Source organism: Microbacterium gilvum (assembly GCF_039543865.1).
Taxonomy (GTDB): Bacteria; Actinomycetota; Actinomycetes; order Actinomycetales; family Microbacteriaceae; genus Microbacterium; species Microbacterium gilvum.
The window spans coordinates 1,169,859-1,191,502 of sequence record NZ_BAABKO010000001.1 but is presented as its reverse complement, the minus strand read 5'-3'; the positions used below and the strand labels follow the sequence as shown (position 1 = coordinate 1,191,502).

Here is a 21,644-nt window from a genome sequence, read left to right as displayed (position 1 = left end):
TGAAGCCGATGTCGTGCGGCCCGGCCCCGTCCCTGGGCTCGCGGGCGACGACACCCCATCCTATCGCCGCGTGTCGCGGCGCCCTCAGTCCGCGCGCGGACCGCGCTCGGCGACGGAGAACGCGTAGAGCGGGCGTCCCTGCACCTCGACGTAGATGCGACCCAGATAGCTGCCGAGCACGCCGAGCATGAGCATCTGGATGCCGCCGAGGAGGAACATCCCCGCCGCGAGGTACGTCCATCCCTCGATGACGGACTCCGGGTTCACGAGGCGCGCGACGACGAGGTAGATCGTCCACAGCAGCGCGAGCACGGCCATCGTGCCGCCGACGCGGCTGATGAGCTTGAGCGGAGCCGTGGAGAACCCGAAGATGCCGTCGCCCGCGAGCTTGAGCATCTTGCGGAGCGGGTACCCGGTCTCGCCGGCGTGCCGCGCGTCGCGGTCGAACAGCACGGCCTCCTGACGGAACCCGATCGACGCGACGAGTCCGCGGATGAAGCGGTTGCGCTCGGGGTGGCGGCGAAGCTCCTCGACGACGCGGCGGTCCATGAGGCGGAAGTCGCCCGTGTCGCGCGGGATCTCCACGCTCGAGAGCCTGCTGAGCAGCCAGTAGAACCCGTGCGCCGTCGCGCGCTTGAAGAGGCCGTCGTCGCGCGTGCGCCGCTGCGCGTACGCGACGTCGACCCCGTCCTCCCAGCGTGCGACGAGCTCCAGGCTGACCTCGGGAGGGTCCTGCAGATCGCTGTCCATGACGATCACGGCGTCGGCGTCGGCGACGTCGAGACCCGCCGTGACGGCGACCTGGTGTCCGTAGTTGCGGGCCAGCGCGTACACGGACACGCGGTCGTCCTGGGCGCGGAGACCGCGGAGGAGGGCGAGCGACCCGTCGCGGCTGCCGTCGTCGACGAACACGAACTCCAGGTCGTACCGGTCGGCGAGCGGCGCGGTCGCGGCGACGAGCCGCTGGTAGAGCAGGGGGATGTTCCCCTCCTCGTTGTAGATGGGGAAGACGTACGCGATCCGACGGCGGCCCTCGGTCATCCCATCCTCCTCTTCAGCACGCGGTACGAGAGCCGGCGCGCGCGGGCCATGAGCCCCGCCCGCAGATCCCCCGCGCGGCGATCGGACTCCGACAGCACGTCCGGATGCTCCGCGCGCAGCCACGCGTGGAACGCGCGGGCCTCCGCCGTCTGCGCGTCGACGAGGGCGACCGACCACTGGCTGTCGCTCATCCGGAACGTCGCGCCCACCTCGGGGTCGGGGCTGAACCCGCCGCCCACGAGCACCCTCGCGTAGCTCGCCAGATCGATGAGATACGAGAAGCGGTCGAACCAGCCGCCCGCCGCGACGAGCGCGTCGCGGCGCATCATGATGGCCGCCGGCTCGCCGAGGAGGTTCCGCCCCGCCCGCACCGTGCGGCGCAGCGCCTCGGCGCCGCTCATGGGCCGCGAAAGCCCCTTGAGGCCCCAGCCGGCCATCACGACTCGGCCGTCGGCGTCCACGACGTCGCGCCGGCAGGCCGTGAGCACGGCGCCGGAGCGCTCCAGGATGTCGGCCTGACGCGCGAGAGCGCCCGGGCGGACGACATCGTCGCCCGGGACGAGCTTGAGGAACGTCCCCGTGGCCGCATCCGTCACGCGGTTCCAGTTCCGCGCGGCGCCGCCGCCGCCGTCCGTGCGCAGCAGCGTCACGCGGGGATCGCCCGAGAACCGCTGCATGACCTCCCACGTGCCGTCGGAGGACGCGTGGTCGGCGACGACGAGCTCGAGCCCGTCGACATCCTGGTCGAGGACCGAGCGGAGCGTCTCGTCGAGCGTGCGCGCGTTGTTGAACGCGGGCACGACGACGCTGATGCGGGGAGGCCGCGTCACGGCGCCTCCTCCTTCCTGCGGTGGAACGAGAAGCGGCTGTGGCCGAACCAGCTCACCACCGCGATGACGAACGTGAAGAGGAACTGCGCGACGATCTCATGCCATCCCAGCCAGATCTTGAGCGGGGGGACGACGACGAGGTTGAGAAGGAACGTGCCGAGGTACACGAGCTGGAAGCGGGCGAAGTCGAGCCAGAGATGGCCCTTCACCCGGAAGACGAGCTTGCGGTAGAACACGAAGGCGCTCAGCGTGCTCGTGATCTGCGCGCACACGATGACGGCGAACACGGTCCAGTCGGCTCCCGGCCACCACTCGCCGAACAGGGACGAGAACAGCACGAACCACGCGAAGCCGATGCCGGTGTTGATCGCGCCGACGACGAGGAACGCCACGCGCCGGTCTCTGATGAGTCGCAGGAGCGGCCCGTCGGGGCCGGACATGCCGGCGACGGACTCGTCGGGGGAGGGGGGCTCGGATGCGCTCATGTGCCGCATCAGGATACGCGAGCGGTGTGCACGTAGACTCGTCGGCGGCCCCGTCCCCCAGAGAAAGAGCGTCATCCGGATGGATCTCCTCGTCGTCGGCTCCGGCTTCTTCGGACTCACCATCGCCGAGCGCGCGGCGGAGGCCGGGCGCAGGGTGACAGTCATCGACCGCCGTCACCACATCGGCGGCAACGCCTACTCCGAGAAGGAGCCGGAGACGGGCATCGAGGTGCACCGCTACGGCGCGCACCTCTTCCACACCTCGAACGAGAAGGTGTGGGAGTACGTCAACCGCTTCACGACGTTCACGGACTACGTGCACCGCGTGTACACGAGCCACAGCGGCGTCGTGTACCCGATGCCCGTCAACCTCGGCACGATCAACCAGTTCTTCCAGGCGGCGTACTCGCCCGACGAGGCGCGCGCCCTCGTCAAGGAGCAGGCGGGCGAGTTCGACGTGAAGACGGCCCGCAACTTCGAGGAGAAGGGCATCGCGCTCGTCGGACGGCCGCTGTTCGAGGCCTTCTTCCGCGACTACACCGCGAAGCAGTGGCAGACCGACCCGCAGAAGCTCTCGGGCGACATCATCAGCCGCCTGCCCGTGCGCTACACGTACGACAACCGCTACTTCAACGACACGCACGAGGGCCTCCCCACCGACGGGTACACGGCCTGGCTCGAGCGGATGGCCGATCACCCCAACATCGACGTCAGGCTCAACGTCGACTTCTTCGACGAGACCCAGCCGCTCAACAAGAAGGCCCTCGTCGGGCAGGTCCCGATCGTCTACACGGGGCCCGTCGACCGCTACTTCGATGACGCGGAGGGCGCGCTCAGCTGGCGCACGCTCGACTTCGAGGAGGAGGTCCTCGACGTCGGCGACTTCCAGGGCACGAGCGTCATGAACTACCCCGACGCCGACGTCCCCTTCACGCGCATCCACGAGTTCAAGCACTTCCATCCTGAGCGCAAGGACGTCTACCCGGCCGACAGGACCGTCATCATGCGCGAGTTCTCGCGCTTCGCCGAGCGCGCGGACGAGCCGTACTACCCCGTCAACACCGACGACGACCGCGCCAGGCTGCTCGCCTACCGCGAGCTCGCGAAGGGCGAGAAGGACGTGCACTTCGGCGGACGCCTCGGCACGTACCAGTACCTCGACATGCACATGGCCATCGGCTCCGCGCTGTCGATGTGGCAGAACCAGCTGAACGGCTGACCGCCGTCGCCGTCTCGAGGGGCGCATGATGAGCTGGCTCGCCGCGGCGCCCGCGCTCCTCGCGGCCGCCGCGGCCGTCATCGGGCCGGGCCTCGTCGCGACCGCGCCGCTGCGCGCGGGAGCCGTCGCCCGGGCGGCGCTCGCGGGTCTCGTCGGCATCGTGTGCGCCGGCGTCGCCGGCACGGTGTTCGGCGCCATCGGGGCGCCGTTCCATGCCGCGCAGGTGCTCGCGGTGGCGCTCGCGGCGGGGATCGGCGCGGCGCTGCTGCGTCGGCGTCTGCCTGCGCTCGCGGTGAGCGGCGCGCGCATCCCGCCCGTCCCGCTCGCGCTGGTCTGGACGGGGGCGGCCCTCGTCGTGGCGGTCGTCGCGTTCGCCGGAGTCCCCGACCCCGACCGCATCTCGCAGACGTACGACAACGTGTTCCACCTGTCGGCGGTCGCGGCCATCCTCGACGGGTTCCCGGCGTCGCCGCTCACTTTGCGCTCGCTCATCGAGACCGGCGCGAGCGGGATCGCGTACTACCCCGCCGCCTGGCACGAGCTCGTCGCCATGACATCGCAGCTGAGCGGCGCGAGCGTCGCGGTCTCGGCGAACGCGGTGTGGATCGCCGTGCAGGCGCTCGTCTGGCTTCCCGGCGTCGCCTGGCTCGCGCAGGTCGTGCTGCCGGGACGCCCTGCCGCGACGACGGTCCTCGTCGCGCTGCCGCTCGGTGCCGCGTTCGGAGCGTTCCCGTACGCCCTGCTCGCGTGGGGGACGGTCTACCCCACGGGGCTCGCGCACGCGCTGCTGCCGGCGGCGCTCGCCGTCGTCGTCATCGCCGCGCGCGGGCTCGCGACGGCGCGGCGCGGCGAGCGCGCGGCGCCGGCCGCCCTCCTCATCGCCGCCGTGGCGCTCGCGGTCGTGGCGCTCGCGTTCGCCCACCCCCGGGTGCTCGCCACGTGGGCGCTCCTGCTGCTGCCGTTCGCCGCCTGGGTGCTCGGGCGCGGGTTCGCGCGTGCGTGGCGACGCGGTGGTCGAGCGCGCCGTCGGGCCGTCGGCTGGCTCGGCGCCGGCACGGGCCTCTCCCTCGCGCTCGCGGGGGCCGCCCTCTGGTACGCCGTCACCCGGCTGGGCCTCTTCGACGAACCGCTGGAGGACCGGCTGTCCGGTCCTCAGGCGCAGGCGGTGCAGGGCATCGGCGACGGCATCGCCCAGGTCCTCACCCTGCAGGCGATGACGGGGTCGGGGGCGACCACGACGACCGTCGCACCGTTCCTCGCGGCGGCCGTCCTGGGTGGCGCGGTCGTCGCCGTCCGGCGGCCCCGCACCCGCTGGCTCGTCGTCGCGTTCGCGCTCGCCGCCGTCCTGTTCGTGCTCGCCGCGGGGTCGGACGGCGTGATCGCGAAGCTCGCGACCGGCGTCTGGTACAAGGACCGCTTCCGCCTGGCCGCAGCGCTCCCCGTCGTCGCGGTGCCGCTCGCCGCGCTCGGCGTGCTGGCTCTCGCCCGGTTCGTGCGCCGCCGGGGCGCGCCCCGGCTCGCCGTTCCGCTCGCGGGCGCCGTCGCGCTCACGTCGGCCGCGGGTCTCGCCCTCACGGGCACGACGGCGGCATCGGCCGATGTCTTCGCCCTGCCCGACGAGCGCGCCACGTGGCAGATCGTGTCGCAGAAGCAGATCGACTTCATGGACGACCGCGTCGCGGGCACCGTGCCCGCGGGGCAGCGCGTGCTCGGCGACCCGTGGGACGGGTCGGCGCTCACCCAGCTCTTCGGCCGCCGGGAACCGGTGTTCCCGCACGTCAACGGGCAGTGGGACGCGGCCCGCCTGACCCTCGCGTGGGATCTCGCTCGCATCGAGGATGATCCCGCGGTGTGCGAGGCCCTCGACGCGCTGCGCGTGCGGTACGTCCTCTACAACCCGCACGAGTTCGGAGGCGGCGACCCCGCAGGGAACCACTTCCCCGGCCCGCACGCGGCGGTCGAGGCCGGCCTGTTCACGGAGGAGGCGACGGACGGCGAGTCGACGCTGTACCGCATCGACCAGTGCGGCGCGCTGCCGGACTGATCAGCCGCGGCACATCCCGACGGTGTCGTCCGTGGCGGCGATCGCCGTGGGAACGGCATCGGCATCGAGGATCCGGACGAAGGCGACGGTGCCGGCGGCCTCTCCCCAGTACGCCGTGTCATCGGCCGCGACCTCGATGACGAGCTGACCGGACGCGCCCGCGACGACGTAGAGGTGCGATACGGATGCGCCGTCTTCGCGCTCTGCCTCCGGGTAGGCGCCCTGCACCTCCGTCTCCGCATCGCCGATGGCGATGCCCCGATCGGTCTCGATGGCGGGGTCGAGGACGTCGATGCGCTGCACGGGTGCGCTCTCACCGTCTGCCCAGATGGTGAAGGAGTCGCCGCCCTCGTGCGCGTACCCGCCGGAGGGCGACGTGTGGGCGTCGCCGGTCGCCCAGTAGCCGGTCGTGCAGTCCTCCGTCGTGTAGGCGACGAGCGCCCCTCCCTCCGCGGTGACCGGGGAGCCGATGACGAGCGGGCCGAGGCCTTCCGCGGTGGCGACGAGCTCGGGCGCGACGTCCGTCGGCTCGGGCTCGGGGGACGACGACGGGGTCGCAGGAGAGGGCGACTCCGCGACGGTCTCACGGGGCGCCTCGGACGACGGGGCTTCCGAGGAGGCCGGTTCCGACGACGAGGTGCAGCCCGCCAGAGCGGACGCGAGGATGAGGGCAGCGAGGAGAGTCGAGGACCGTGCGTGTCGCATACCGCGAGCGTGGCGGGACGATCGCGCGTGGGGAAGGGAGAGGACCCCGATTGCCGTGGAATCGTTATGCGCGCTCGCGACGCGCGGCAGCGACGCCTGCGCCCGCGACGACGAGGTCGACGGCGGTGAGGACGACCCGGCTCGCCAGGACGAGCGCGACGATCGCGACCGAGGGGAGCGTGCCGCCCAGCGCCGCGGCGAGCACGAGCTCGCGCACACCCGCGCCGGCCGGCGCGAACACGACGACGAAGCCCGCCACCCAGGCGAGCGCGTATCCGCCCGTCCCCTGGACGATCGTCGACAGCGAGGGGGGAGCGCCGAGTCCCACGGCGAGCGCCGCGACGGAGAGCCCGGCGGCGACCCAGGCGAGCAGCGACCACCCCGTCGCGATCCCGATGCCGCGGGAGGTGAACGCGGTGTCGAGCGGCGCGAGGCGCAGGACGCGCCACAGCAGCGCGAGCAGGCGGTTCATGACGGGCGGGAGCAGGAGGACGAGGAGGGGCAGGCCCGCCCACATCACCCATGCCCATTCGGCGAGCGCCGGTGTCGGAGCGACGAGGAAGCCGATGGCGCCGACAACCACACCCGACACGAGGGAGATGAGCACGGCGACGGACATCGCCGCGACCGAGCGCCGCGCCGGGATGAGGTGCGCGCGACCGAGATCTGCCGCCGCGGCGATGTTCCAGACGCCACCGGGGATGTACTTGCCGAGCTGGCTCACGCCGAACAACGCGAGCGATGGCCGCGGGGCGAGGGGATGGCCGAGGTCCGCGAGCACGGCGCGCCAGGCCAGCAGCGTCAACACGACGTACGCGATGCTGGCGGCCGCGGACACCGCGATCGTCCACGGGGGCATCCCGGCGAGCGCCGCGACGATCTGCCCCCAGTTGCTCGCGACGAACCAGGCCGCGAACCCGAGGGCGACGACGAGGAAGACGACCTTGACGGCGGGGGAGCGGAGGGCGGCGGCGAGCCGCTTCATGCGAGGTCCCGCAACCGCGCTGCGAGCGGCGCGACGATCTCGGCGGCGCGATACCGCTGGGAGGCGGCGGACGCGGCGGCGCGCAGCTCCGCCACGCGGGAGCGGTCGCGGCTGAGATCCGCGATCGCGTCGGCGAGGGCTGCGGCATCACCCGGCGGCGTCAGCACGGCGGCGTCGCCGAGCGCCGCCCGCTGCGGCGGCGTGTCGCTCGTGACGATCGCGCAGCCCGCCGCCGACCCCTCGTACACCTTGTTCGGCACGACCCGCAGGGCCTTCCCCGACTCCCCGAAGATCCCGAGGCACACGTCGTGAGCCGCCACGAGGGCGGGCAGTGCGTCCGGGGCCACCCAGTCGACCCACCGGACGCCCTCCACATCGCCCGCGATCGCCCTGGCCGCGGCATGGTCCTGGCCGGTCCCGACGATCGTCGCCGTGAAGTCCGCCCCGGCGGCGCGCGCGGCGGCGATCGCCTCCGCGATGACGACGGCGCCCTGCAACGGCGTGAAGAGACCGAAGAACACGAGCGAGAGCGGACGATCGTCGGCGGGCTCCGGGCGTCGGGCGGCGAACCACTCCGCGCGGGCGCCGACGGGGACGTGCACGCCGCGCGCGCCCTCCGGGAGCATCGCCTCGTGCTCCTCCGTGTCGACCAGGACGATGTCCGCCGACGCGATGGCGCGCCGGTCGAGCGCGCGAAGCAGCCGCACGCGCACGCCGGCCGCGCCGCGGTCCTCGGCGGTGTCTCCCGCGAAGACGAGGTGGTCGAGGACGATCGCGGACCGCCGGAACAGCCGCCGGGCCAGCAGCACGTCGAAGTGCCCCAGATACCCCACGAGCACGGCGTCGGGCTCGCCCTCGTCTCGGCGGAGCGCACGGGCATCCCTCGCGAGAGCGGTCCAGCGTGCGAGGAGCCGCCATCCGAGAGCGGGCAACCGCCACGGCTGCTGCAGCATCCGCACGCGCTCCGCCGTGCTGAAGCCCAGCGGCCGGTTGAGCTCCCGGACATCCGCGCCCCGCTCGCGCAGACCGTCGACGACGATCCCGATCCGAGGGTGCTTGGCGCTGTCGTAGGTTCCGAAGGCGACGAGGGTCACGACGAGCATCCTCCCACGCGCATCTGGAGCGCCCCTGCCCGCTGCGGCGCGCGCACGCGGGAATCCCCGGCGCGCGACCGTAAGATCGTGGACGTGTCAGCCAGCGCAGTCGGTGCCCCCGGTACCCCGAGGCGCTACCTCCATTCCCTGTGGCTCCTGTCGGCCAGGGACCTCAAGGTCCGCTATGCCACGAGCTGGCTGGGCTACCTGTGGTCGGTGCTCGATCCGCTCGTGATGAGCCTCATCTACTGGTTCGTCTTCACGCAGATCTTCCAGCGCGACGTCGGCGCTGAGCCGTACATCGTGTTCCTCATGTCGGCGCTGCTCCCGTGGGTGTGGTTCAACGCGGCCGTCACCGACTTCACGCGTGCGTTCAACAAGGACGCCAAGCTCGTGCGCTCCACGGCCATCCCGCGCTCGATCTGGGTGAACCGCATCGTGTTGAGCAAGGGCATCGAGTTCCTCTGCTCGCTGCCCGTGCTCGCGCTGTTCGCGGTCTTCGGGGGCGCCCGCGTCGGGTGGGAGATCGTGCTCTTCCCCGTGGCCGTCGCGCTGCAGGCCGTCCTGCTCGTCGGCCTCGGCCTCCTCGTCGCGCCGCTGTGCGTGCTCTACTCCGACCTCGAGCGCACCACCCGGCTCATCCTCCGCGCGCTGTTCTACGCCACGCCGATCATCTACGGCATCCACGACCTTCCCGACGGGTTCCGCGAGGCCGCGGCCTTCAACCCGCTCGCAGGGATCTTCACGATCTACCGGGCCGCGTTCTTCCCCGAGCAGTGGGATCCGTTCGCCGTCGCGGCGGGTGCCGCCATGTGCGTCGCCTTCCTCGCCGTCGGCATGGTCGTCTTCCGCCGCCTCGAGCGCCCGCTTCTGAAGGAGCTGTGATGAGCGCCCCGTCACCCGCGATCATCGTCGACGGCCTCGGCGTGCGCTTCCGACGCAACCGGCGAGGGCGGCGCAGCATCAAGTCGCTCTTCGCGAGCGCATCGCGGCGGATGCCCAAGGGCGAGTTCTGGGCGCTGCGCGACGTGTCGTTCACGGTGCAGCCCGGCGAGGCGATCGGCGTCGTCGGGCGCAACGGACAGGGCAAGTCGACGCTCCTCAAGCTGGTCGCCGGCGTGCTCCTCGCCGACGAGGGCGACGTCGAGGTGCGCGCGGGGGTCGCGCCGCTCATCGAGATCACGGGCGGGTTCGTGGGAGACCTCACGGTGCGGGAGAACGTGCGCCTGACGGCCGGCCTGCACGGGATGAGCCGCGCAGAGGTGGCGCGCCGCTACGACGGGATCATCGCGTTCGCCGAGCTCCAGGACTTCCAGGACACCCCCTACAAGCACCTCTCGAACGGCATGAAGGTGCGTCTGGCGTTCGCCGTCGTCTCGCAGCTGGATGAGCCCATCCTGCTCGTGGACGAGGTGCTGGCGGTCGGCGACAAGGCGTTCCGCGCGAAGTGCTACGCGCGCATCGACGAGCTGCTGGCCGATGGGCGGACCCTGTTCTTCGTGAGCCACAGCGAGAAGGATCTGCGTCGCTTCTGCACGCGAGGACTCTATATCCGCGAGCACCGGCTCGTGCTCGACGGGCCGATCGACGAGGTCATCGACGCCTACAACGAGGACAACCCGGTCTGACGGCGCGGTCTGGGCGGTCGGTCAGGAGGGAGTCGCTACGATGACTCGGGCCGCAGGAGCGTCCGACGGCCGGAAGGGGCACCGCGAGGTATGAGCAGTCGCGTGAAGGGCATCGTCCGCCGGGTGACCGACAGTCCGAGGGTCAAGCCGGTCCTGCAGCGCCTGACGGTGCCGTACACGCCGACCGCCGCCGGGGCCAACCTCGTCGTCGCCGAGCACTACGGGATGGCCGTGGGGCGCGCTTTCGACGACGACGACGCCGCAGCGCGGCACTACTTCCGGGAGGGATGGCGCCTGGGCGTCGTCCCCAACCCGTTCATCGAGGCCCCGGGCGTGCGCTTCAACCTCGCCGTCGCCGTCGTGCTCCGCAACGCGCTCGCGGGCGTCGCGCTCAATGCGCACGCGCCGTTCCCGTTCAAGGTCAGCCGCTACGCCCCGCAGGGCAACGAGCTCGGCGTCGTCGAGCTGACGCGACTCGTCCGCCGCGCGCCCGAGAGCATCCAGGTGCGCGTCGGCCCGGCGTCCATGTCCTGGCTGGCGTACCTCCAGCGCTGCGCGGAGCTCGTGCCGGCCACGGGGCGCATCCTCGCGCACGGTCTCATCGACCTGCCCTTCTACGCGGCGCAGGTGGGCGGAGCCCGCCCGATCACGCCGCACGCCGCGCTCGACGACTACGTCGCCAACGGCGAGCTGGACGGGCGTCTGCCGAACCCGTTCTTCGAGTCCGAGTGGTACCACGTCTACGAGCGCTCGCTCGTGCGCCGCGGCCGGCCCGTCAACCTGTTCCTCGACTTCGTCGAGCGCGGGGAGAAGGGACAGGCGTCGCCGCACTTCTGGGGCCACCGCTACGCCGAGGGCCTCGGCGGCGCGGCGCCCGACTCGCTGCTCGCGCACTTCCTCTCGCATGCCGCCCCCGACGCGGCGACGCCCGCGTCGGAGGGCGTCGAGCCCGTCTCGCGGTCGGACGCGGAGGCCCTCGTGCGCGAGCGCGTCGCGGAGTACCACGTGCACGAGGCCTCGCGGTGGGCCACAGGCCCGGTCCTGCCTCGCCACACCAGGGCGGGGCGCGCGACGGGGCAGGGCGCGGGAACGTGCCTCGTGTTCGTCGACGAACGGCATCTCCGCTCCGCGGCGTCCGTCGACGCGCTGCGCGGGGTGTTCCGTCAGCGCATCGCGGGCCTGCGGGTCGTCATCGTCGAGCAGGACGACATCGCCCGTCTGCCGGAGACCGAGCAGCTCATCGACGCGACGCCCTCGCTCGACGGCGTCGCGCGGATGTCTGTCGACGAGACGTTCGGCGCCATCGCCCGCCGCTTCGTGACCGAGATCGAGCCGGACGGCTGGGCGATCTGGACGCCGGAGCACAAGTGGGAGGACGACTTCCTCGCGAGCGCCGTCGGCGCTCTCGCGGCGCACCCCGCCGCGCCCGCGGCCGCCGTCGTGTCGGAGACCGTGCCGCAGCCGTGGCTGCGCACCGACGATGCGCTCTGGGTGACGGCGGGCGACGGGATGGGCGTCGTGTTCGCGGGATCCGGCACGCGCGCCGTGCTCCCGGATGCATCGCTCGACCTCGGGGTCGCCTGGCGCGAGCTCATCGCGCTCGCCGCGAGCGGGGCGTCGTGCGCCGTCATCGAGGAGCCGCTCATCCGCCGCATCGCCGCGGCCGACGTCGACGCCCTCGACGCGCGCGCGGGCGCGAACGCCGCGCGCAGCGGGTTCCTCGCGCCCTTCGACGCGGAACCGGTCGACGGGGTCGCCATCGCGATCCCGACGTACGAGGACTGGCGCATGACGCTGACGGCCGTGCGGCAGGCGCTCGCGACGACTCCCGACGACGCCGTCGTGCACATCGTCGACAACGGCTCGCGGCGCCCCGTGACGACGATCCTGGCCGGCGCCTTCGCCGCGACCGATCGCGTGAACGTCCGCCGGATGCCGCGCAACACCGATTTCGCACTGGGCTCGGACATCGCCGCGTCCGACGCCGCGCGGCGCCTGACCGTCTTCCTCAACAACGACACCGCCGTCCAGCCCGGATGGCTCGAGCCGCTCGCGGAGGCCCTCTCGGACGAGGGCAACGCCGCGGTGCAGCCGCTGCTGCTGTACGGCGACCGCACCGTGCAGACGGCCGGCACGATCTTCCTCGGCGGGATGTCCATGCCGCGGCACCTGCTCGCCGACGTGCATCCCCTCGACGTCGATCCGTCCATCGACGACTACGCCTTCTCGGCGCTGACCGGCGCCTGCTTCGCGGTGCGCTACGACGATCTCCGCGCGACACGCGGGTTCGACGCCCACTACGTCAACGGCATGGAGGACGTCGACCTGTGCATGAAGCTGCGTGCACGGGGCGCGCTGCGCGTGCGCACGACCTCCCGCGTCGTTCACTACGAGAGCCGCACGCCTGGGCGGCACCTGCATCACTTCGACAACCGCCGGCGCTTCGCGCGGCGCTGGCGCCACGAGCTCGTCGGCGAGCTGGACGACCGGGGCGTGCTCGCGCGCGGCCCCGTCCAGATCGAGGACATCCGCTGGAACGTCCCGACGGGCAGCCCGCTGTGGGAGCCCGCGATCATCTACACCCGGCGCGAGACGGCCGTCGTGTCGGAGAGCGCGCCGCGCCTGCGGTGGGCCATCAAGACGTCCGCCACGGGGGACATCTCGGGCGACTCGTGGGGCGACACGTACTTCGCCGACTCCCTCGCCGAGGCGCTGCGCGCGCTCGGGCAGGAGGCCGTGGTCGATCGCCGCACGGCGCACGACAGGCCCTCCTCCACCGCGTGGGACGACGTCACGCTCACGCTTCGCGGCCTGGAGCAGTACCTGCCCCAGCCGGGGGCGATCAACCTGCTGTGGATCATCAGCCATCCCGATCTCGTCACGCGGTACGAGCTCGAGAGCGGCTTCCAGCGGATCTACGCCGCGGGTCGGCCGTGGGCGGAGCACACGAGCGAGCACTGGGGTGTCGACGTGCGCACCCTGCTGCAGGCGACCGACACCCGCAAGTTCCACCCGGGCGTCGCGGCGCCCGAGCGCGACGGCGTCCTGTTCGTCGGCCGCACGCGCGGCGTCGCCCGGCCCATCGTGCTCGACACGATCGCGGCCGGCTTCGAGCCGGAGGTGTACGGCGATGACGGCTGGGAGCAGTTCATCGACCCGCGCTTCGTGAAGGGCGCCGGAATCCACAACGACGACGTGCCCGCCGTGTACGGCGCCGCGCAGGTCGTGCTGAACGACCACTGGAGCGATATGGCGGAGAACGGGTTCTTCTCGAACCGCCTGTTCGACGCCGCCGCCTCCGGCGCGCGCATCGTCAGCGACGTCGTCCCGGGGATGGCCGAGGTCTTCGGGGCGCAGGTGCAGGAGTACCGCGGTCCGGCCGACCTGCGGCGCCTCCTCGACCCCGCGTCCGACGCGTGGCCGAGCACGGAGGAGCTCGGCGCGCTGGCCGCCCGCGCGGCGGCCGAGCACTCCTTCGACGCCCGTGCCCGCACACTGCTCGACGACGCCCTTGCCGTCCGCAAGGAGAGAGGCTGACATGCGCGAACCGACCATCGTCATGACGCTCATGGTCCGCGACGAGGCCGACATCATCGCGGCCATGATCGAGCACCACCTGGCCCAGGGCGTGGACCTCATCATCGCGACCGACAACGGCTCCGTCGACGGCACCCGCGAGATCCTCGCCGACTACGCCGAGACCGGGCGGGTCGAGGTGCACGACTACCTCAAGCACGACAAGAACCAGACCGCGGTCGTCTCGGGCATGGCCTCGCGCGCGGCGACCGAGCACGGCGCGACGTGGGTGCTCAACGCCGACGCCGACGAGTTCTTCGTCGCGAAGACCCCGGGATTCACGCTGCGTGATGCGCTGCGCGGCATCCCGACCGGCATCGGGTCGTTCCACGCGCCCGTCGTGAACATGACGGGCATCCCCGCGCGCGAGGGCGCCGCGATCGCACGGCTGCTGTGGCGCGACGAGCGCGAGGAGTCGACGCTCATGGAGACGGTCGCGCTGCACGCGCATCCCTCAGCCGACGCCGTGCACGTGGGCAAGGCGGGCGTCACGGTGCAGCAGGGCAATCACGGCGTCGACATCCCGAGCCTCGGCGCACCCGACGACGAGTACGCCATCGAGGTGCTGCACTATCCCTGGCGCACGTACGCGCAGTACTCGACGAAGATCGTCAACACGGGCCGGAGCTACGACGCGAACCCCGCGCTGAACCCCAGCCCGCGCCACCACGGCATGCGCGACTACCGCTTCTGGAAGGCCGGCGTGCTCGAGCCGCTCTATCTGGTGCGCCACCCGGGCGAGGACCCGGGAGCGGGGTTCACGAAGGACGAGCGCGTGCTCGCGTCGCTGCAGGGCCTGCTCGCCGACGGCGCGGCTCTGCGCCCCGAGCGGCTCGCGCCCCTCGTCGAGGGCGCCTGGGAGGGGTACAGCGCGCAGGAGCGGGCGCACGCCGACGAGGTCGCCGCGCTCGTCATCCCGCTCGAGATCGAGCACATCTCGGCCAGTACGGCGTGGCGCGACATGTACCGCGGCGAGGCCGCAGGCCGTCGGCGCGCGGAGGCCGAGCGGGACGCCGCCGTCGCCGAGCGCGACCGCCTCGCCCGCAACCCCGAGGCGCGCGCCCGTCGCCTCGGCGGACGCGTGCTGCGCGGAGTGAAGCGCAGGCTGGGACGGCTGCTCGGGCGCTGACGCCGTCGAGCAGCCGCCGTCAATCGACCGTGAGCTCCCAGTTGCCGTCGGGGTCCGCCAACACGTAGACGATCGACGGACCCGGTGCCAGAGGGGTCCGACCGTTGTAGTCCCAGGCCTCCTGATACACGTACGCACTCGGCACATCGCCGTTCTGCGCCTCCTGGTACACGATGAACAGATCGTCCTCGTACAGCCCGGAGAACCGGACGTCCAGGGTCGCACTCGCCCCGCCGTACAGGAACACCCGGCTGCCGATGGTGGCTTCGACCGCCCGCGGGAGGCCCGGAGCCGTCGACATCGGGGCGATCGTGACGGTCCAGGCGCCATCGGCGATGATGTGCAGGCGGTTGCCGTCGTCGTATTCCGGGAACGCGCCGAAGGGGACGGTGCCCTCGTAGCCGCCCTTGACGTACAGGGGCTGGTCGGCGACCTCTCCCGCGGCGTCGAGCGTCTCGAGCACGAAGTACGACTGCCCGTCGTGCTGCGCGGTGAGCAGACCGGACCGAGCGCCCGAGGGGAGCTTCACGACGCTGTCGCCCGTTCCGCTCACAGAGAGCGGTGTGAACGAGCCGAACCGCTGATCGGCCCATTGCTGGGTGGGGTTCTTGACGGCGGGTGGGCGGCGGACGCCGAGGGTGTCTCGGGTGTCGGCGTTCCAGTCGCCGATGAGGGTGTGGTCGGTGGGTCGGCCGTAGGTGAGGGTGCGGTCGGCAGCGCCGCCGTCGAAGGTGTCGGTGACGTAGTAGGTGCTGCCGCGGCGGACGACGGGGGTGTCGATGCCGTCGCCGTTCCAGTCGCCGGTGTAGACCTGGTCGTCGCGTCGGCCGTAGGCGACGGTGGTGTCGGCGGTGCCGCCGCGGAGGGTGTCGGTGAAGTAGAAGGTGTTGCCGCGGCGGACGGCGAGGGTGTCGCGTCCGTCGCCGTTCCAGTCGCCGACGAGGACCTGGTCGGTGGGGCGGCCGTAGGTGAAGACGGTCTCGGCGGCGCCGCCGCGGAGGGCGTTGGTGAGGTAGTAGGTGGCGCCGCGGCGGACGGCGAGGGTGTCGCGTCCGTCGGCGTTCCAGTCTCCGACGTAGACGCGGTCGTCGGGGCGTCCGTACGAGAACGAGATGTTGGCCGCTCCCGTCCAGTTGTCGTTGAGGTAGTAGGTGCTGCCCGCACCGCCGATCTCGGGGCCCTTCGCCTGCGCGGCGGTGCCGGGCAGCAGGAGGGCGGCGGTCAGAGCGGCCACGACGCCGCCCAGAAAGAACCTGCCTCGCATGAGGTCTCCCACGGGAGCGGGGATGCCTCCGGGCTGTCCGGATCCCCTGGAACGGGTATATCGGACCCGTCGCCATCCGCCTCGCAACGACGCGCTCGCAGGCGCGCCACATTCCGCTCGGGTACGATCGAGCGTGGTCGTGCCGGAGGTGCGACTCCCGCGAGCGAGAGACCAGGACGAGAGCACGTGCAGACCGCCACTCCCGAGGTGACGATCATCGTCCCGACCTTCAACGAGGGGCCCAACGTCGCCCCGCTCGTCGATCGCCTCTCGACGGCGCTGGCGGGAAGGCGCGCCGAGATCGTCTTCGCCGACGACTCGACGGATGAGACGCCGGCCGAGATCGAGCGCGTGGCGGCCGCCACCGGCTCCATCGACGTGCGCATGATCCACCGCGCGGAGCCCCTGGGCGGGCTGAGCGGAGCCGTGATCGCGGGCCTGCGTGCGGCCAGGGCCCGGGTCTGCGTCGTCATGGACGGCGATCTGCAGCACCCGCCCGAGGACGTTCCGCGCCTTCTCGACCGCCACGCACGAGGCGATGTCGACGTCGTCGTCGCCTCCCGCTACATCGGGGACGGATCGTCCGACGGCCTCGACGGCCTCTCGCGCACGCTCGTGTCGCGGACGACGACGGCTCTCACGAAGGCCATGTTCCCGTTGCGATTGCGCGCCTGCACCGATCCGATGACGGGCTTCTTCCTCGTGGACACCGGCGCGCTCGACCTCGAGGCGCTGCGGCCGCGCGGATTCAAGATCCTCCTCGAGATCCTCGCAAGGCAGCAGCTGCGCATCGGCGAGATCCCGTTCCGCTTCGCCGAGCGCGAGGCGGGCGGATCGAAGGCCTCCCTCCGTCAGGGCGCACACTTCCTCGCGCAGCTCGCGGCGCTCCGCTTCGGCAAGATGTCGGGCTTCGCGGCGATCGGCGCGCTCGGCGCCGTGGCGAACCTCGCCATCGTCTGGGCGCTCACGACCGTCGGCATGCACTACATCTGGGCGGCTGTCATCGCCGCCGAGGTGACGATCGTCGCCAACTTCCTCCTCCAGGAGCGGTTCGTCTTCCGCGAGCTCGTCGACGACGCCTCGGGGCGCTGGTCGCGGTTCGCGAAGTCGTTCGCCTTCAACAACGCCGAGGCGCTCGTGCGCATCCCGATGATGGGACTGCTCGTCGAGACCTGGCACATCAGCAGCGTGCTCGCGACGGGCATCACTCTCGTCGTCGCCTTCGTCGCGCGCTACGCCTTCCACGCGCTCGTGGTCTACGCGCCCCGGAAACCCCGCTCCACGCGGCGGGAGCGCGTGCTGCACGAGATCGACGAGCAGGTCACGGCACCCGGCGAGCTCTGATCGCGCTCACTCGAGGAGCGCGCACGGCACGATCGCGGTCCACGCGTCGTGCGGCATGATGACGACCTTCACGCGGCTGTCGCCGATGCGCTCGCAGTCCTCGGCGGCGCGATCGAGCCCCTCTTCCCAGGTGATGCCGAGCGTGGCGGGGGAGTCGGGGCTCTCGAGCGGCGTCGCGAGCTGCCAGATGGCCCCGGTCAGCACGAGCGCTCCCACGACGGCTGCCACGACGACGCCCACGACCCGGCGGCGACGCAGCAGCACGACGAGGGAGACGACGAGCGCGGCGCTCAGCAGCAGCCCCGGCAGGGTCGAGTACCGCGCCGTGCGCAGCTCGTCGTCGACGGCGAGGAAGTCCTGCCAGTTCGACGAGAGCGAGAACGTTCCGCAGAAGCACGCCAGCGCGAGGAGACCCGCGACGAGCACGCGCTCCGACACTCGCCCGCGCCGCAGCGCGAATGCCGCGAGGGAGACGACGAGCACCACAGCAGCCGCCGTCGCCGCCACCACGCACCAGATCGGCGTCCGCTCGATGAGCCAGGCCGACGCCTGCGGTCCGAGCAGGGTGACGAGAGGGCCTCGCACGAGCGCGGACGCGATGAGCGCCAGAACGTCGACCTCGGAGCGGGGCCGCGTCATCGCGAGCTGCGCCGTCAGGACGACGGCCGACGCGGCGAGCACGGCGATCCCCGGCACCCGGTCGCGCCGGCGCGGCAAGACGACGATGCGGACGATCGCGAGCGGGGTGAGCACGATCGCGAGCGGCACGCTCAGGGCCAGGAGCGCCGCCCCCGCGGTCGCGATGGCCGCCGACGTGCGCGTCTCCCAGCGGGCGAGAAGCACCCAGACGAGCGTCGCGAAGAGGAACCAGTGCAGGTTGGCGGTGTTGCCGATGGTCTCGTCATTGCCTGCGGGGAGCACGATGAGCGCGGCCGCGATCGCGAAGCGAGCGGGAGCCGACGGAACGTGCCCGCGCGCCGCGTGGAACACCGTCAGCGCGCACAGGGCGCGGACGACCGCCGCGCCCGCGGCCATCCCCGCCGCCCACCATTCGACAGGGAGGAGGGCGACCACCTGCGCGACGAGGCGCGGGATGACGTGGAAGTACCCGCCGAGGGGGTCGAGCAGGTGCGTGAACGGCGCGTCGAGCGCCGCGTCGCTCAACCACTCCTTGCCGTCCTCCGCCCAGATGCGGAAGAGATGCGCGCGTCCAGCGGGGATGAGCACGAGATACGCCACGGCCGCCAGCACGGCCGCGATCTGCACGAGCAGCCGACCACGGGGGGCCGAGGCGGCAGCCGGGAACGTCGCATCGGCGACGACGGCACGCCGTCCTCGCCGCGCCGTGTCGGCCATCACTCTCCGTTCGGGCCGTCCGCCAGCGGCGGCATGGTGCGCCACGAGCGGTCGCGCGCGATCCGGCGTCCGTCGCGCATGCCGCGGAACAGGTTGCTCGTGCCGCGCACGGTGCGCTCCACGGCGATGAGCCGGATGAGCTCCTTCGCGAACGTCAGCGCCGTGCCGAGCGCGAACAGCGCGGGGCGGTAGGCGCCGTGCGCGGCGAAGTAGTGCCGCATGATGCCGCGGTTGCGCATGATGTAGTAGCGGTACGCGTTGCTGGAGGCGTTCAGATGGCGCACGCCCATGTCCCACTGCTTGATCTCGCGCGTGCGGCGCAGCACGAACTCGTTGACGATCGCGCTCGTCGTGTGCAGCGACGCGAGCCATCCGTAGACCGAGTCGTCCCAGTAGATGAAGAAGCGCGGGTCGGGCAGGCCGACCTTCTGCACGATGTCGCGGTGGATGAACATGCCCTCGAAGCAGCCCGAGTTCATCTCGCGGTAGCCCGTCGCGTCGAAGCCCGCCGGCGCGAAGGGGATGGGGATCCCCAGCGGGATCGACAGCCGGTACTGCCAGTAGAACTCGCTGCCGTCGTAGTCGTAGCGGCGACCCTGGATGCTCTGGAACCGCGGCGCCCACACGCCCATGCGCGCGAGGCCGTCGGGCAGCACCTCGACGTCGTCGTCCATGAGCCAGATCCACGTCGAGCCCAGCTCGTACGCCGTCTCCATGCCCGCGCTGAACCCGCCGGAGCCTCCCGTGTTCTCGTCGAGACGGCGGTAGACGATCTCGGTGCCGATCGACGAGCGGAACGACTCCACGACCTCCGTGGTGTCGTCCGCCGACGCGTTGTCGACGATCACGACGTGGCCGGGCTTCGGGTCCATGTCGCGGATGGACACGAGCAGCTTCGACAGCAGGTGCGACCGGTTGTACGTGACGACGACGATCGTCGCCGTCGCGGGATCGAACGCGGACGGGTCGTAGGTCTGCTCGACGGGCGATGCGGATGCGCTCATGCCTGGCTCCCGAAGATCGTGCGCCACGACTGCTCGGAGACGAGGTCGGGCAGGGCGTCGCGGTACTGCTTCTGCAGACGCGGCCACTCGCGCCTCAGCCGCGCGTGCAGCCGGACGGAGTCGAGCAGCATGCGACGGTACAGCAGCCGATCGCGTGTGTAGACGTTCTTGCCCGAGCCGTCCGCCGCGCTGACGATCGCGGAGTCGTGCGAGGGGACCCGCCACCAGTGCGCGTCGCTCTTGCTGAACTCGACCTCGGGCTGCGCGACGTTCTCCGGGGCGGGCTCGCGCAGCCAGTGCGCGACGAGCGTCTTCGCCGTGAAGAGCGCCAGACGCCACCCCGTCGGGCTGTCGAACTCGTGCCGGCGCAGGAGCGGGAAGACGCGCCGGCCGTGCCGCGAGCGCACGACGACGTCGGGATCGCGATGGACGACGGTCTCGGGGAACCGCGCCGCGAGCGCCCGCGCCTCCGGCATCGCCGTGGCGATGTTCTCGGCGAGGTGCCGCGGCCCGCGCAGCACGTCGCGGAGGGCGCGGTTGCGCAGCGCCACGGGGTAGTACTGCATCATCATGAGGTGCTTGAGGTCGACGCGACGCGAGTGCCGGATGAGCGTGCCGCCGCGCGGCGCCCCCGAGTGCAGGAGACCCGCCACGATGCGGTTGCGGGCGTGGAAGTACGCCTGCCAGTCGATCGAGTCGTCCTTGCCGATCCACGACACGTGCCACAGCGCCGCGCCGGGCAGGGAGACCGTCGGATAGCCCGCCTCTCCCGCGCGCAGGCAGAACTCGGCGTCGTCCCACTTGATGAACGCCGGCAGCGACAGGCCGACCTCGCGGATGACCTCGGTCGGGATGAGGCACATCCACCAGCCGTTGTAGTCCGCGTCCATGCGCTTGTGCAGGAGCGGGGTCTGCCGGATGTTCGCCTGCCGGAAGTCGTGCGGCATCTCCTCCTGATAGAGGTTGCGCCACATGAAGGGGGCCTCGTCGACGACCTCCGCCCAGGCGTGCAGCCGCGGCCGGTTGAGGAGGTCGAACATGTGCGCGCCCACGAGCACGGGCTTCGTCGCGTAGCGGCCGAACGTGATGGAGCGCCGGATCGACTCCGGCTCGATGCGCACGTCGTCGTCGAGCAGCTGGACGAAGTCGCTCTCGGGCCGCTGCAGCGTCTCGAGCATGGCGCGGGCGAACCCGCCGGAGCCGCCGAGGTTCGGCTGCTCGACGATCTGCAGCTGCTCGCCGAGCGCGGCGGCCACGGCGTCGAAACCGCCCTCGTCGCGCACCTTCTGCGTGCCCTGGTCGACGATGAAGACGCGGTCGACGAGCTCGAGCACCTCGGGCGCGTCGGCGAGAGCGGCGAGGGTGGCCACGCAGTAGTCCGGCTTGTTGTAGGTCGTCACCCCGAGCGAGGCCTTGCCGGCGCGGACGGGCTCCTGCTCGGTCGTCCACTCGCCGCCCTCCAGCACGACGTCCTCGGCGCCGGCGACGACGTCGAACCAGATCCACCCGCCGTCGCCGAACTGCGTCAGCGCGATGTCGAACGCCGTCTCGGCCTCGCCGGACGCATCGCGCGTGTCGATGCGCTGCTGGGCGGCTTCGCCCGTGGAGCGGTAGACGACGATCGTGGCGTCGCCGCTCGTCCGCACGGCGAGGCGGATGGCCCGCACGCTCGTCCAGTGCTGCCAGTACGACGCGGGGAAGGCGTTGAAGTAGGTCGCGAACGACACGCGCGTGCCTGCGGGGATGCGGGCGCGGGTGCGGCCGAGCACGTCGGCGAGGTGCGCGACCTCGGAGACGCGGACGGGCTTCTCGTCGATCGTCGACCACACCTCGGGGTCGACGTAGAGGGGGAGCAGGTCGGGGTCGCGGTCGAGGGGGAAGACCACGCTCTGGAGGACGTGTGCCACGGCGGAGCTCCGGATGCGAGACGGATCGGCGCC

At 71.9% G+C, this 21,644-nt stretch carries 17 protein-coding genes; 7 read left to right on the top strand and 10 right to left on the bottom strand.

Features of this window, described 5'->3' with window-relative positions; all coding sequences use genetic code 11:
* Window positions 1–84: 84 nt before the first annotated feature.
* The 3 genes from ABD998_RS05785 to ABD998_RS05775 are packed head-to-tail and all read right to left on the bottom strand — an operon-like array spanning window position 85 to window position 2,356.
* On the bottom strand, window positions 85–1,041 hold the full coding sequence (locus tag ABD998_RS05785; protein WP_345436852.1) for a glycosyltransferase family 2 protein: 957 nt from the start codon (window positions 1,039–1,041) through the stop codon (window positions 85–87).
* Window positions 1,038–1,871, bottom strand: a complete 834-nt coding sequence (locus tag ABD998_RS05780; RefSeq protein WP_345436849.1) for a glycosyltransferase family 2 protein — start codon at window positions 1,869–1,871, stop codon at window positions 1,038–1,040. The genes ABD998_RS05785 and ABD998_RS05780 overlap by 4 nt, the downstream gene beginning before the upstream one ends.
* The gene (locus ABD998_RS05775) at window positions 1,868–2,356 is read right to left on the bottom strand and encodes a GtrA family protein (protein ID WP_345436847.1); all 489 of its coding nucleotides are present in this window, start codon (window positions 2,354–2,356) and stop codon (window positions 1,868–1,870) included. The genes ABD998_RS05780 and ABD998_RS05775 overlap by 4 nt, the downstream gene beginning before the upstream one ends.
* 79 nt (window positions 2,357–2,435) lie before the next feature.
* Between ABD998_RS05775 and glf the strand changes: the two genes are divergently transcribed.
* Entirely contained in the window at window positions 2,436–3,575 is a 1,140-nt protein-coding gene (glf, locus tag ABD998_RS05770) for a UDP-galactopyranose mutase (protein ID WP_345436845.1), read from the top strand.
* Window positions 3,576–3,603: 28 nt separating this feature from the next.
* A complete protein-coding gene (locus tag ABD998_RS05765) occupies window positions 3,604–5,619 on the top strand; it encodes a DUF6541 family protein (protein ID WP_345436843.1) in 2,016 nt (671 codons plus the stop codon).
* On the opposite strand, the gene ABD998_RS05760 is transcribed toward ABD998_RS05765, so the two are convergent.
* The 3 genes from ABD998_RS05760 to ABD998_RS05750 all read right to left on the bottom strand — a co-directional run bounded on the left by ABD998_RS05760 (window position 5,620) and on the right by ABD998_RS05750 (window position 8,403).
* The gene (locus tag ABD998_RS05760; RefSeq protein WP_345436841.1) at window positions 5,620–6,324 is read right to left on the bottom strand and encodes a hypothetical protein; all 705 of its coding nucleotides are present in this window, start codon (window positions 6,322–6,324) and stop codon (window positions 5,620–5,622) included.
* 64 nt (window positions 6,325–6,388) lie between these two features.
* Window positions 6,389–7,309 carry a lysylphosphatidylglycerol synthase domain-containing protein gene (locus tag ABD998_RS05755; protein ID WP_345436838.1) on the bottom strand — a complete coding sequence of 307 codons (921 nt, stop codon included), beginning with the start codon at window positions 7,307–7,309 and terminating at the stop codon, window positions 6,389–6,391.
* On the bottom strand, window positions 7,306–8,403 hold the full coding sequence (locus ABD998_RS05750; protein ID WP_345436836.1) for a glycosyltransferase: 1,098 nt from the start codon (window positions 8,401–8,403) through the stop codon (window positions 7,306–7,308). Before ABD998_RS05750 ends, ABD998_RS05755 begins: the two co-directional genes overlap by 4 nt.
* 93 nt (window positions 8,404–8,496) lie before the next feature.
* Here ABD998_RS05750 and ABD998_RS05745 point away from each other — a divergent pair, with 93 nt between their 5' ends.
* The 4 genes from ABD998_RS05745 (at window position 8,497) to ABD998_RS05730 (ending at window position 14,736) form a co-directional block, all read left to right on the top strand.
* Entirely contained in the window at window positions 8,497–9,288 is a 792-nt protein-coding gene (locus tag ABD998_RS05745) for an ABC transporter permease (protein WP_345436834.1), read from the top strand.
* Entirely contained in the window at window positions 9,288–10,031 is a 744-nt protein-coding gene (locus ABD998_RS05740) for an ABC transporter ATP-binding protein (RefSeq protein ID WP_345436832.1), read from the top strand. The genes ABD998_RS05745 and ABD998_RS05740 overlap by 1 nt, the downstream gene beginning before the upstream one ends.
* A 123-nt stretch (window positions 10,032–10,154) precedes the next feature.
* Complete coding sequence (locus tag ABD998_RS05735; protein WP_345436830.1) at window positions 10,155–13,568, top strand: glycosyltransferase; 3,414 nt, start codon at window positions 10,155–10,157, stop codon at window positions 13,566–13,568.
* Between the two features lies 1 nt (window position 13,569).
* Window positions 13,570–14,736 (top strand): glycosyltransferase family 2 protein, encoded by a 1,167-nt coding sequence (locus ABD998_RS05730; RefSeq protein ID WP_345436828.1) that lies wholly within the window; start codon window positions 13,570–13,572, stop codon window positions 14,734–14,736.
* Window positions 14,737–14,755: 19 nt separating this feature from the next.
* Here ABD998_RS05730 and ABD998_RS05725 read toward each other — a convergent pair whose 3' ends face one another.
* Window positions 14,756–15,970 carry a hypothetical protein gene (locus ABD998_RS05725; RefSeq protein WP_345436826.1) on the bottom strand — a complete coding sequence of 405 codons (1,215 nt, stop codon included), beginning with the start codon at window positions 15,968–15,970 and terminating at the stop codon, window positions 14,756–14,758.
* 216 nt (window positions 15,971–16,186) lie between these two features.
* On the opposite strand from ABD998_RS05725, the gene ABD998_RS05720 reads away from it, so the two are divergent.
* On the top strand, window positions 16,187–17,344 hold the full coding sequence (locus ABD998_RS05720) for a glycosyltransferase family 2 protein (protein WP_345436824.1): 1,158 nt from the start codon (window positions 16,187–16,189) through the stop codon (window positions 17,342–17,344).
* Window positions 17,345–17,350: 6 nt separating this feature from the next.
* On the opposite strand, the gene ABD998_RS05715 is transcribed toward ABD998_RS05720, so the two are convergent.
* Genes ABD998_RS05715 through ABD998_RS05705 form a run of 3 tightly spaced genes read right to left on the bottom strand, consistent with a single transcriptional unit; the run spans window position 17,351 to window position 21,611 of the window.
* The gene (locus ABD998_RS05715; RefSeq protein ID WP_345436822.1) at window positions 17,351–18,700 is read right to left on the bottom strand and encodes a hypothetical protein; all 1,350 of its coding nucleotides are present in this window, start codon (window positions 18,698–18,700) and stop codon (window positions 17,351–17,353) included.
* Window positions 18,700–19,704, bottom strand: coding sequence for a glycosyltransferase family 2 protein (locus ABD998_RS05710; protein ID WP_345436820.1), 1,005 nt, complete (start codon window positions 19,702–19,704; stop codon window positions 18,700–18,702). Before ABD998_RS05710 ends, ABD998_RS05715 begins: the two co-directional genes overlap by 1 nt.
* Window positions 19,701–21,611 carry a glycosyltransferase gene (locus tag ABD998_RS05705; protein ID WP_345436818.1) on the bottom strand — a complete coding sequence of 637 codons (1,911 nt, stop codon included), beginning with the start codon at window positions 21,609–21,611 and terminating at the stop codon, window positions 19,701–19,703. The genes ABD998_RS05710 and ABD998_RS05705 overlap by 4 nt, the downstream gene beginning before the upstream one ends.
* Window positions 21,612–21,644: the final 33 nt, after the last annotated feature.

Excerpts from the sequence above, each read along its gene's own strand:
- ABD998_RS05785 (WP_345436852.1), bottom strand. The coding sequence starts at position 1,041 with ATGACCGAGGGCCGCCGTCGGATCGCGTACGTCTTCCCCATCTACAAC.
- ABD998_RS05730 (WP_345436828.1), top strand. The coding sequence starts at position 13,570 with ATGCGCGAACCGACCATCGTCATGACGCTCATGGTCCGCGACGAGGCC.
- ABD998_RS05765 (WP_345436843.1), top strand. The coding sequence starts at position 3,604 with ATGAGCTGGCTCGCCGCGGCGCCCGCGCTCCTCGCGGCCGCCGCGGCC.
- ABD998_RS05740 (WP_345436832.1), top strand. The coding sequence starts at position 9,288 with ATGAGCGCCCCGTCACCCGCGATCATCGTCGACGGCCTCGGCGTGCGC.
- ABD998_RS05710 (WP_345436820.1), bottom strand. The coding sequence starts at position 19,704 with ATGAGCGCATCCGCATCGCCCGTCGAGCAGACCTACGACCCGTCCGCG.
- glf (WP_345436845.1), top strand. The coding sequence starts at position 2,436 with ATGGATCTCCTCGTCGTCGGCTCCGGCTTCTTCGGACTCACCATCGCC.
- ABD998_RS05775 (WP_345436847.1), bottom strand. The coding sequence starts at position 2,356 with ATGAGCGCATCCGAGCCCCCCTCCCCCGACGAGTCCGTCGCCGGCATG.
- ABD998_RS05760 (WP_345436841.1), bottom strand. The coding sequence starts at position 6,324 with ATGCGACACGCACGGTCCTCGACTCTCCTCGCTGCCCTCATCCTCGCG.
- ABD998_RS05755 (WP_345436838.1), bottom strand. The coding sequence starts at position 7,309 with ATGAAGCGGCTCGCCGCCGCCCTCCGCTCCCCCGCCGTCAAGGTCGTC.
- ABD998_RS05715 (WP_345436822.1), bottom strand. The coding sequence starts at position 18,700 with ATGGCCGACACGGCGCGGCGAGGACGGCGTGCCGTCGTCGCCGATGCG.